The organism is Prevotella koreensis (assembly GCF_003977605.1).
In the GTDB taxonomy this organism is placed as follows: domain Bacteria; phylum Bacteroidota; class Bacteroidia; order Bacteroidales; family Bacteroidaceae; genus Prevotella; species Prevotella koreensis.
On sequence record NZ_RYYU01000001.1, the window covers coordinates 1292749 to 1305853 of the forward strand.

Below are 13105 nucleotides of genomic sequence, written 5' to 3' on the forward strand. Positions count from 1 at the left end.
AGATACAACAGACTCCATTATTTGTGATTGTCTTCGGTCTCTCTTTGTCTGCGGCTTCGACGCACTATCAGTACCAATGCCAGAATCACAACCACTGCAACCACACTGACAACAACGTTGCTGAGCACACTCTTATCGTTGTCGGCATCATCGCCAAGAGTCTCTTTCTTCATCTTCATGCCCTGCTTTCCATTCACTTGTCCTTCTCTTATCTTCTCTATATTATCCTTATATAATTTAGAAGAAGTCTTGTCTGAAGAGTTTTCGGCAATGAAATCGCGCAGTTTTACATTATCACAAACAAATCCGGAGCATGAGGGTTTGTGCTTGTTAACAAGTTCAATATGTAACTGTGACAATGCTCTGACCTTTTCGTTCCCGGCTTTCCACATTCCCTTACGCGCACTTTCAAGCATCACCGCGGTTATTTCTTCGATTGCGGCGGGATTCTTCTGCTCGAAGAAGTCTTTCACTCCGAGATTATGTTTGTCATTGATATAAACATCAAACAACTCATCCCAGAACTCGTTATCTATGGCATTAGGTTTCATAACCTCCCATCCGTAAGTGTTCTGCACTATCTCTGCAAAGCCACCCGCTGCGCTTGCCCCGCCTTTCATCTTCTCTTTTATATAGAAAGGATTGAATATTGTGGAGCGGCTTTCTACTCCTATCGCCTCCTTAACTTCCTGCATTCGCATATTGTTATGATTGCGATAATCGCTAAGATAAGCATCAGGGTCTTTTCCGGTAACTTGGTTTACTGCGAGATTCAGTCCACCCATGAACTCATAAACATGGTCAAGACTCAAAGCGCCCCATGTGTTGCTCTGCCTTGGCTGTATGACAACATCGGTTCGTGTCAATGCGGCCTCAAAAGCATATTGCTTGAACGACTCCCAATTATCGGCATCTCCATAGAACGCACCCATATTATTTATATAAGTATCTGCAACCTCCGAGCGTTTCTCCCATCTGTCGCTGCTCATCACCATTGCCTGAATACCGGTTCCATAGTTGCCGTTAACGCCACCGAACACGCGTCGGGAAGCGAACTGACGTGCCTCCTTGGGCGACACTCCTTTGTCGATAAGCAAGCGTTCAGACTCTTTCAAACCTTCAGAAACTTGGTTTTCATACTTGTCGTCCTTTGCTTCGGCAGCCATTTCCACCGCTCTGTTGATTAGGAATAGGCGCGAGGCGGCAAGGTCTCTCAACTGTCCCGATGTCTGCACAACAACATCTATGCGCGGCCTACCCAATTCCTTGGATGGTATCAGTTTGATATCTGACACACGACCGAAAGCATCTCTTATCGGCTCAACTCCCAACATGTAAAGTATCTGTGCTATTGTGGCACCCTCTGTCTCTACAAACTCGCCGCTCCAAAGCGTGTAACTAACCTTTCGCGGAATGCTGTCGTTGTGACGCTTGCGATACATTTCGATAGTATTCTCTGCCAGTTCCTTACCTTTTTCCCATGCCATTTCGCTTGGTGTGGCCTCTGCGTTTATGCCAAAAAGATTACGACCGGTGGGAATAGTGTTCGGATTTGCTATCGGGTCGCCACCCGGTGACGGCATGGTATAACCGCCGTTCATCGCGTTGATGATACTTTCTAACTCGATTATCGGACTTTCGAGTAGGTTTTTCTTATATGTTCCAACATTCTTTATTGTGCGTTCCACCTCCATTACGGCGTACGAAAACTCCTTGTCTTGCTTCGAATAAGATTTCTGTTCCTGTTTTTTGTCCATCATACCCATAGGCATTTGTCCTTTCATCTTGCCCGAAGAACTCATTGCTTTCATCATAGCCGGTGGCATTCCTCCTTTCGGAGAGCCTTTCTTAGAGATGGATTTCATGGCATCAGTCATTGCTTTCGGCATATTGCCCGACTTCATACCCGCTCCTTTCGGCATACCGCTACTTGACGAGCCATTACCCATACCCATCCCCATATAACTATTTGGTTCTGTGAGCGAACGATATATTTCGTGCGCCTTTTCGAGTTCCTGCTTTGATATTCCGGTCATTTGACACAGCATCTCGTCTGTCACAGGGCGATTATTGGAGAGCAATCGAGCCACCATACCTCTCGCCGGAACTACATAACGCTGTGTGAAAAGCGGCTTATGTTTTAGCAAACCGTTGTCGGCACGGCCTTTCAACTTGTCTAAAGCGAACAAAGAATAAGCGATAGGGTCTGTGCTCATGGCATATACACTGCTCTCTATTCGTGCCGGTTCGTAAGGTATTCCCAAGGTATAGAGTTGCCCTGTCACCTTCTCCATTGCGAGTTCTTCAGCGAAGTTCTCTATTCTCATTATGTCATCGGCGCTATATGGCTTGCCTTTTACACTATCAAGACCAAGGTCTCGATGTATTCCGAGTTTTATGGCGAGTGCTTTCACGTCGAGCGAAGCCTTCTCTGTTCCGGGCAAATTCTTACCTACCTTGTCATTATATATCTTTATCTTGTCTTCCAGTTCCTTATAAGTACCGCGCAATTGGCTTTCCATAAATGGCGGAGTGAGATAAGACTGCAGTCCGGCATACGAACGACGCTTGGCAATCAGTCCCTCTCCCACATTTCCAATGGTATATAGATAGAAATGAGGAATTGCTCCTACGAGTCGGTCGGGCCAGTCTTCTGCACCCAAAGCCACTTGTTTCTTTGGCGTAAACTCAAGACTTCCGTGAGTTCCGAAGTGGATGAGGACATCGGCATTGAATCCATATTGCACCCACAGATACGATGCGATGTAAGTGTGTGGAGGTGCGGCATCCGTACCATGTGCTATCTTGAAAGAGTCGTCACCTTTTCCCGCAGAGTTCTGAGGGAGCAATACCACGTTTCCAAAGCGCAATCTTGCTATTCCAAGTTTGCCATCCGGCGTACTCATATATTCTCCCGGAAATTCTCCGAAGGCATTAACCACTTCTTTATATTTCTCCGGGCGGATTGTTTTCTTTATCCAACTCTCATATTGCTTTTTATCTATGAGTTCCGGTTTTCCGTTCTTCATGAAGTCATTAAAAGCCCCTTCTGCGTATGTTCCGAACACAGCACCTTGCGACTGTATCATATTTACAAGTTCAAGAGCAGAGTTTGGAAGTCCTGAAACATCGTAACCCTCACTCTTCAATTTAAGAAGAAGATTGTAAAGTGAGGCTCCCACTTCCATTCCTCCTGCTGTCATGGCGTTCTGTCCCGGACCTTTATAATAATAAATCGCCACACGCTTTTCCTTATTTTGCTTGTGTTTCAGCCCTATATAGTTGTTCACCGTCTTAACGAATGTTTCCAATCGCTCCGGAATAGGTTTCACATAACGCAGACCATCGTCCCCTATATAATGGGCAAAAAGTGCGAATGAGCGCAGCGCACCATCAATTTCCGGCATCACAACACTCTGCGATAAGAAGCCGCCACTCATTCCCATCTTGTCGTTTTCCCAATCTTCAACGAGGCGATTTACGTTGAGTGGCGAGAACAGGGGTACGTTCTTCTCTTTCAAGAACATAACTATATTATCGCCCAAACGCCCGTGCGCCATATTTATTACTGCCGATACATTGATGCTGTCGCAATGTTTTTCGTCAATAAACTGTCGAATAGAGTTTAGCGGATACACAATATTACCCGTTGCTTCCAGTTTTTCGATAAGTTCTTTTGGTTCTCCCATTTGTCCGGTTATTATTATTCCCGGAGCATTATCTTTCCATATTCCTTTCTTTTTCAGGAACTCATGATATTCGGCAACAGATGCAAACTGCGCGTCTTCGTCGTCTTTCTTATCGGGGTCGGTATGGAAAAGCAACTTCGTTATATGCTCAACAACCGGTTTCGGGGTAGGAGCATAGATAAGTTTCTTGTCAACATACTTGCGCAAGTATAACAACATGTTATGATAATTCTCCCTGCCGCCACTGCCGATATACTGCTTCAATGTATCGGCAGTAATCGAATCCATATTCGTGAAGTCATTTTCCGGATTAGTAACCATCGTGCACAGCACCGGCGTTCCGTTCCCTGCAATCTCCTTTATCCGTTCTCTCTGCTCTTCGGTGAGTCTCAACCCCATTGAGGTTATCAATACGATGTCGTAATCATCCAACTCATCGAGATTGTCAAGACTCACATCCGATATTTTAATCATCGGATTATCTATTGCTTTTGCTATATGTCCGAGAGTTATCGCTTGGTAATTCACGAATGCGACCTTAGTCCTTCCAAGCCATACATTCCATGCTACCGTGCCCAAAACCAAGAGAAGCGCGATGACAGTTGCTATTATTATCTTCTTTTTCATAATTGTTATAGTTTTAGCAAATCAGAGATATTAATGCCCAGTGTGGCCACGAACATTATACCGTTGTTGGGCAACTGAACTGCCGAATCCACCGCTTTATCTTTATAATTGAACAAGTTCTCAATCATAAATCCCACATTTATGCTTCGTGGTAGTTCCGAACGCAGGTTCAGAGAGCATATCGTGCGCGGGTCATAAATCGTTCTTATGTACACATTTTCTTTACTATTATAAGAATATCTCGTAATTCTCGACACCCAGTTACCATTGAAGGCCAGCGATGTAGTTGTCTTTCCGATCTTCTTTCTGTACTGAACATTGATGCGTGCACTATGCGGACGCAGCCACGACATATTGTATCCGTCGCGCTTATCATAATCATACACGTAAGCGTATGCACCCGAAAGAGACAAACCGAACGTTGTCTTGTAGTTTGCCGTGGCTTCTATTCCGGTCGTTTTCACATTGAAAGCATTTGCATAACGCATGCTATACGACTTTCCCGGATCAATATATTCATACGCTATTTTATTATTATAGCGATTATGATAGGCCGAAACGGAAACATTCAGCAACTTGTAATCATACTCCACCGATGCTGAAATCTGACTTCCTATTTCCGGTTTAAGGTCTTTATTGCCATACATCATTATTCCTATTCCACCCATATTGAACTCTTGGTAAAGTTCTTTGAGATTCGGGATGCGGTATCCGCGCGAATAGTTGGCACGCAAGGTGATGGTGCTCATCGGCCTGTAAAGCACCGAAAGTTTCGGAGTGAGATGAAACTTGTAGTGCAATCCCTTGTCTCCACGCACTCCCATTACCACATTAAGCTTGTCATTGATGCGCCAGTCTTCTTGGAGGCAAGCCGAGAAGCAGTTCATTTTCACGTCGCCGGTATCTTTCATGAAATAGTGTTTCAGTCTTTCGGTACTGAAATCAATGCCGGCACTGATAGCGTGTTGTCCGAAAGTACCGGCGTAATACAATCTGAACACGTCATTAATATTGCGATAAACCTTTTCTTTCATTGTGATAAGGTCATACACATTATTCTTCAAATAAACATCTTTCAGGAAAGAGCACTCGATGTTCTGACGTTCATCAACATACCATTTCAGCCTACTGCTCACAACAAAGTCTTCGTATCGTTGGTGATAGCGGCGTGTTGCCGGTGACGGACGCGTGTTCGCATAATACGAGCCACGCAAATCAAGACTGAGACGGTCGGTGAAACGATATACAAACTTTTGTCCCACATCGATAATCCTATATCCGTATATAGACGTATTTTCAGGTTCTGCCTTTATTTGCGTAACCGTTCCGTCGGGATTTATCACGTCTTGTACTTTTCCTTCTTTGTCTTTTATTTCGTAAGTATCGCGTTTTCTGAATCCATAAGTCGTAAGTGAAGAGAAACGTTTCTTGTTCACTCCTGCCGAAACGGCATACGACTCGCCGTTTATACCGGCATATCTTGCATGTAGGTTTATGCTTAACGGCCGCACATTTTTCTTCGTAATGATGTTTATAACACCTCCTATTGCACGGCTGTCATATAATGTTGCGGCGGCTCCTCTCACCACTTCAACCCTTTCAATGTTGTCAACATTGAACCTGTTATAGTCAATATTATTAGCCCCACTCTCACCACTTATACGCTCACCATCAATAAGAAAGAGCACTGCTTTGCTGTCCATGCCCTGATAAGTGATTTCTGTGGCCTGACTCATTTCGTTGTAACTAAACTGCACTCCCGGCAAAGTACGCTCTAAGAGAGCCGTAAGGTCTGTGGGATTTATGTTTTCTATCTCTTCGCGAGATATTACTCTCGTTATCACCGGCACATCTTTCAGCGGTCTTTCATGCTGTGTTCCTGTCACCACAACCTCATCAATGCTCAAGTCAGAAGGTTTCATCTTCACAACGATAGGCGCGTCATCGGCGGGCGAGACATTTACTTTACTTACAGAATATCCCACATAACTGATATTCAATACATATTTACAGTTTTGCTGAAAACCGATTCGGAACTCTCCTTTGGCATTTGTCCCGACTGCAATGTTGGTTCCCGACACCACTATAGATGCCCCTGCAAGCGGATTTCCCCTCTCGTCAGTAACCACGCCGGTCACCTCATATCGCATCGGATTGGAGGTTTCATCATTTGAATGGGCAGAAACAGAAACTGTAACGAGCAACGCAACGAGCAGAAAAAGTAATTTATTCATACCACTATAATCTGATGTCTGAATGTTTTTCAATTTATATCACAGTCTTTTCCAATACCTACAAACCCATTTCCAACCCACCGGTCGCACACCGGTGAGTTGGAAAATGGAATTTATACTTACCTGATTATTTCTTGGCCTTTACGAACTTATAGTCGAAAGTAATTTCTTTCTTCTTGCCTGTTTCATCAAGCATACTCTTATATTGTATCAAAGCATAACTGCCATCCTTAAACTTCATGAAGAAAACAGGAGCCTTTGAAGGGTCTGATTTTGACATGGTGATGAAGTATTCACCCATACCTTTCTTGTAATGCCATTTATACATTTCCGGATTTGCCCAACCGGCAATATATCCGATGGTTGTCGGTGTAGTCATCATACCGGTCATATCTCCAATCAGCCATACTTTCTTATCAGCCACCCAAGTAACATTTTCCGGCAGTCCCTTTATAGAATTGAGGTCTGTAAGGTCTGACATGAAAACCTCTCCACCATTGGTCATTGGCTCATAGATATGGAATGCGAGATGCCACTTGGCAGGAGCATTAGGCTCTCCGGCAGGGGTTTCTTTAATTACGTTATATTTTCCAAAACCGTCTGTCTCTGTTCCATCCGGTCCATACTGTCGCCATTGCTTGGCGTTTACATCGTCTTTTGTCTCAGTTTCACCGGTTTCAAGGTTCACATAGACCCACTTGTCATATCCTTCGAACTTTCTTCCCTGAACAACAAACTTACAGGTTTTCACCGGAAGTTTGTCCGGTGTAACATTTCCTTCGGTACCGGGATTTGGATCCGGTTTCTTGTTATTCGAATCGTCATCGTCTCCACAAGACACCAACATAAACATTCCAAGGCACAAGATTGCCGCAAATAACTTACTTTTCATTTGATTTTAAAATTGATTAATAATATGTTTCTTAAATATCGACTGCAAAGTTAAAATCAATTAGAAACACTCACAATACTTAAAAAATAGTATATTTATCCCGGAAACATACATACAAACTTACAATAATTGAATACCAAACCTTTGATTTATATGTTATTACACAAATATAACAACTACTTATTAATAATAAATAATTAATCACTAATAGGTATTCGGGCATTAACAATCAAGCATAATATGTGATAACACCTAATTGGTATTTGTCTTTCTGCTTGTAATAGTGTAGTGTGTGGCTGGTTTGTGGAGCAAAAAAAGCAGGTTTTGCACCTGCCGTTAATGTGTCGTCTATATTTTTACGACAACTAAAAGATATTGTGTAGTTATTCCTTTTCTATCAATACGGTGGCATAAGCAGATATGCCTTCCTCGCGACCGGTGAAACCAAGGCGTTCGGTTGTTGTCGCCTTAATAGAAATATTATCCTCGTCTGTCTCCATGATTGCCGCAAGACATTGCTTCATTGCCGGCACATGAGGATTCAGTTTCGGGCGTTCCGCGCATATCGTTGCATCAAGATTGACAAAACGATAACCCTTTGTGGCTATGAGTTTCATCGTTTCTCGGAGCAGTATCTTACTGTCAATACCGTCTGTCTCGGCAGCAGTATCAGGCCAATGATAGCCTATGTCGCGCATGTTGGCCGCCCCAAGCAGGGCATCGCAGATTACATGTATCAGTACATCGGCATCGCTATGCCCCAACAATCCCATGCCGTGCGGCAACTTTATGCCGCCAAGCCATAGGTCGCGCCCCTCAACAAGGCGGTGAACATCGTAACCAAAACCAACGCGTATCATATTTCTTGTAATATTAACGACGATGGAACAAATCCTTTATTCCGTCCATATCGAATGTTAGTGAGAAGCGGAGAGTCTGATCGAGAGGGTTACTCTTTGCTGTGGCAATCACATAACCTGCATCAAGAGAGAACACACTCATGCGGAATCCGGCACCAACAGTGAAATACTTGCGGTTTCCCTTGTTCTCACTCTCATGGTGATAGCCGGCACGCAGTGCAAATTTGTCATTGTAGATATATTCCGCGCCGAGACTCCATTGTATCTCCTGCAACTCTTCTGATGCGCCACCGGGAGCATCGCTGAAACTCTTGAAGATTCCGCTGATTGATGAAACGTCGTAGTATTCGCGCAGCACACGGTCTTCATAGTCTGACTTAGACTCGCCGTCCCTTATCTTCGGATATGTAGGAACGAGCAACTTGTTAGCGTCGGCAGAAACAGTGAAGCGGTTATACTCGTCAATCGGTATCATCAGAGAGCCTCCAAGACGCAGGTTTGTCGGTATGAACTCACTGCGATTGTCGCCTCCGAAATTGATTTTCGAACCGATATTGTTTATATTCATACCCAAGCCCAACTGGCACTCGCGTGAGCCAAGGTTTATATAGTTCTGATAATAGAGCGCGAGGTCGGCCGCAAAAGCCGAACCGGGAGCGGTATCCTCATTATAGTCGTAAGTAAGGTCACTATATATCCAACGCACTCCGGCAGCAATCGAGAACTTTTCACTGAGCATAAGCGAATAGGCCACATCGAAAGACATCTCGTATGGGTTGATTGTCATGCCGTCATCTTGACTTACACCAGAACCCATCATCACCTCGCCAAGCGAGAAATAACGCAGCGAAGTACTCACGGCAGAATAATCGCCGATGCGATAATAGCCTGCAAGACAAGCCAAATCCATATCGCCAACAAGCCTGCGCAGCCACGGAGTGTAGTTCAACGCCACTCCGGCACGGCTTATGGTAAATGGGTATTTCGCAGGATTCCAATACTGCGAGTTAACGTCCGGGTCTGTAGCAGCACCGACATCGCCCATTCCGGCAGAACGTGCATCGGGTGCAATGCTCTGCGATGTCACAGAGGTATTCACGGGATTGAAGAAGTTCTTCTTGTCTTGCGCTTTCGCACTAATGGCCAAAAGAACTGCCATAGCCATGATTGTTATTCTTATTTTCCGGTTCATCTTGATATGATATTTTGTGACGCACTTCCTTGCGCATCATTTATTATAACTCTTTAATCGGTTTTTTATTGTATTATCACAAGTTTCTTTGCTTTTGAAACCTTGCTGCTTCCATCGGCACTGATACGCACACGGTACAGATATACTCCCGTTTTCAAACGCTGACCGCCTTCTACCGTGAGGTTCCACTCCATAGTATATGTGCCCGATGTTGGCACTCCGGTGTCGCTGTGCGTCCAAAGATGACGACCACTGACATCGAAAATGTCTATATCGACATCAAGTTTGTTGCCCATGTAGTCATGGTTTACAATGAATGTCGTGGTAGTTGAGGCAGGGTTGTTTGTGCAACTTATATCGTAGAGTGTCGGTTCGAGACCGCGCACCACATTGAATGATAGTTCGGCAGTGGACGAATTGTTCAGAATATCCCATGCACGGAACTTCAGTTTATGCTGTCCTTCAGAAAGTTCGGGCAGCGAGAAATAGGTTTTTCCCGATGTGTATGACCCGAAATCATATTTGAAGTTATCATTAAGATTGAATGTCAGCGACATTTCTCCGTCTATAACGAGTTCAAGGTCGTGGCCAATGCCGTTGCCGGTGGTGTTTATTCCGTCCTTATCGGTTATCTGTGCCACGAAATACGGAGTCTGATTAACATTGCCGCCATTGGTGAACGAGGGCGAATTGAGATAGCAGTAGATAGACGGGCCGATTGAGTCGTTGCCCACATTCTCGGTTCCTCCGAGCGTGAACAACTCCGTACTGCCGTTTGCAATCTCTGTTTTTTCATTGTTTATGGCATAGATATTCATCAGTCCCTGTCCGCCGGTGTAGTTTATATCCATTGGGACGGCAAACGAGAAAGCAAACTTACCGTTGGCAACATTGTCCGAACCGTTGAACAAAGTCTTCTTCCGGTCATAGAACTGGAATGATTTTCCTGTTTTGGCATCTTTTGTATTGCACACCACGAGAGCCTTACTGTCACGCACGGTCGCAGTCACCTGTCCGTTGAATCCGGCATATTCCACTCCTGCACGCTCAATATGTCCTTCCACCTTTGCCACACTTCCCGCTTTCAGTTCCGGCATAACACCATTTGAAACATCCACATCGTTTATTTTATCCACCACTGCCTTGAGTGTTGGAAGTTTCAAAGCGAGAGCCGGGTCGCCAAGCAATGAGTATTGCAACTTGTTGGCACTTCTGTCCGAACCGTTTCTTATCAATTCGTTCTTAGCCATCATTTGCGCCTCGCCGAGGGTGTTAGGTTTACCGTCCTTATATCCGAGTGCATATTTAAGAAATGCAAGATTTATCACCTTGTTGCTGTGAATAAACACCGTTCGGGTGGTTCCGTAGAAGGCAACGCCACCACCATTGCGGTTGAATATCGACGCTTCACCGATATTTTCTTCCACTCCGTCGAATGGAGCTATATCACACGAGGCAGTAATCCAAAGCGGAAGGTTCGGACTGTCGGCATCCTTAAAATCCTTAAGTCTCACCACTCCCTCATGACTAAGTTGTCTTGCGCTACCGTGTCCGCTGTAATCCATGATTAATGCGCCACGTTTTTCCTGCTGCAATATGTCGGCAGTGGCACCGGGGAATGATACTCCCGTGGAGTTGCTCTGTCGCGTATATGAATCCCACATCACCCTGCGCACCACCATTCCGGGCTGTAGTTTCTCTCCGAGTTTTGCCGCATAATCCGCGTCTTCCATGTGAACGTTGTAGTCGCCATCGTCTCCCATGAACATAATCTCATTCTGCCATGCTCCGGCATTGGCATTCTTGATATAGTTGATGGTCTTGTCAACCACTGTCTTCGCTTCGCTTTCAGTACGTGCAGGAATGCGTCCCACTGCGATGTCGTGCATGTCATTGTCCAAAATTCTCGCCCCCTCGCCGTCGTCAAGCAGACAGAAGAATCCGTCGTCTATGTAACAATAAGTATGACTGAACGAGTTCTCACTCTCGTAACAGAGCAGGAAATCATCAACAGAGAACGACTTGAACTCGGTTATTTTCATTCGGTTGTCCCACGCACAGTCTCCGAAGAGCAACAAATAGCGTGGCATATCGGCCTCATTCTCCGCCCTGTCATACAGCATTTTCATATATCTGCGATAGGCATTGGCATCCGGAGTGCCTGATGAGAACTCGTTATACAGTTCGTCTGCGGGCACCACCTTAACCTTCATTTTGTCGTATTCTTCATGGAATTTGGCAAGTCGTTCTGCCTGAGCCGTCAATTTTCCCGATGCCGGCACTATTATGACCATATTGATATTGCGGTCGGCATGCAGGTTTTGTTTTGTTATGTTATACACATATTCCGCCTGCGGGAACGTAGCAGTGGCAAGTTCGGGAGCAGGTGCGGGGTCGTCCGTGTGCACTGCGATATAATCAAGACGCGCCGGTCCTCCACTTTTCACAATAATCTTCACTCTGTTCTCGTCCCGCAGATTGTTTACATAGAATATGGTATCTTTGGAATTGGCAACGTCATAGTTCTTCAATTTCACCTTTAAATTACTCACAATAGTTCCGTTGACATCTATATCAATCAGCGAATTTATTTTCGCAGAGACGGCAACGGTCACCATTCCTTTTTCCGACTTGCCCTTTCGGGAAATGGTGTATGTCTTTTCCTCGCCTTCTCTTATCGGTGAGTTTTCAAACAGGTTGCGCCCTCCGTGATACCACGCGTAGTTATCTATCTCGTGAAGAGTGTTGTAATCCTTACCCTTGGGATAGTTCTCCTTTATGAATTCTTCTTCCGAGACAGTCAGCGGAGTATCGTCAGACTGCGTTATGAAGTAATAACCATAGTCAGAATAAGGATTGCGCACGCGATTATGCTTCTCGTCCCAACTCACAGAACCTTGTGCATAGAACAGTCGGCGACCGTTGACATTGCAGGTCGGGACTTCTTTCAGGTCGTCGAGAGCCACGAGTTCGTCGCCCACGAGTTTCTCATTCTGCAGCGCACCGCCATATCCGTATATCTTTACCTTGTCAATATTAGAGAATCCGGCACGCTTTATCACCGACTCCGTTAGTTGGTGCACGCCACTCTCCTTTACCCTTATCTTTGCCCATCGACCTTTTGAAAGCACCGAGTTTTCGGCATATCGTTCTGTCTTTGGCACATTGCTCTTTACCATGTTACGATGCATATTTTCCGGAATCGGCTTCGACGTTATGCGAAGCATGAAACTAACGAGTTTCCGGAATTTTCCGTCACGATAGACTATCGGCATGAAACCCACTTTCAGGAATCCCTTCTTGCGCTCCATAGTCATACTCGTCTCCACTTTCGGCATAGCCGGAGGCAGTTCGTCGGAAATCAGTTTATAGGCTTCGATGTCGGCCGGCGACATGTCGAAGAACTCAGGATATACAATTTCCACACTATATACGGAGTCGGCATGGTTGTCATCCAAACTTTTGCTATACCCGAAATACGGAAGCAAGGAGTCTATCTTTACCTCGTCGGCAGTAAGATTGAAGAAGCGCGTCTGTGCCGATGCCGGCAGGTGCGACACCAGCATGACGAGCATAAGCACGACACTCGCCATTCCACTTCTTATATATAA

6 protein-coding genes are annotated in these 13105 nt (G+C 45.1%); all 6 read right to left on the reverse strand.

Features of this window, described 5'->3' with window-relative positions; genetic code table 11:
- Positions 1 to 17: 17 nt before the first annotated feature.
- Complete coding sequence (locus tag EHV08_RS05550) at positions 18 to 4316, reverse strand: cobaltochelatase subunit CobN (protein WP_126678431.1); 4299 nt, start codon at positions 4314 to 4316, stop codon at positions 18 to 20.
- Positions 4317 to 4321: 5 nt separating this feature from the next.
- On the reverse strand, positions 4322 to 6550 hold the full coding sequence (locus tag EHV08_RS05555) for a TonB-dependent receptor (protein ID WP_126678432.1): 2229 nt from the start codon (positions 6548 to 6550) through the stop codon (positions 4322 to 4324).
- Between the two features lie 127 nt (positions 6551 to 6677).
- Positions 6678 to 7442, reverse strand: coding sequence for an HmuY family protein (locus EHV08_RS05560; RefSeq protein ID WP_126678433.1), 765 nt, complete (start codon positions 7440 to 7442; stop codon positions 6678 to 6680).
- A gap of 383 nt (positions 7443 to 7825) precedes the next feature.
- A complete protein-coding gene (gene ispF, locus EHV08_RS05565) occupies positions 7826 to 8302 on the reverse strand; it encodes a 2-C-methyl-D-erythritol 2,4-cyclodiphosphate synthase (protein ID WP_126678434.1) in 477 nt (158 codons plus the stop codon).
- 13 nt (positions 8303 to 8315) lie between these two features.
- Positions 8316 to 9494: a type IX secretion system outer membrane channel protein PorV gene (gene porV / locus EHV08_RS05570; protein WP_126678435.1), complete on the reverse strand. Its 1179-nt coding sequence runs from the start codon at positions 9492 to 9494 to the stop codon at positions 8316 to 8318.
- Between the two features lie 65 nt (positions 9495 to 9559).
- Positions 9560 to 13087, reverse strand: coding sequence for a type IX secretion system sortase PorU (gene porU / locus EHV08_RS05575; protein WP_126679430.1), 3528 nt, complete (start codon positions 13085 to 13087; stop codon positions 9560 to 9562).
- Positions 13088 to 13105: the final 18 nt, after the last annotated feature.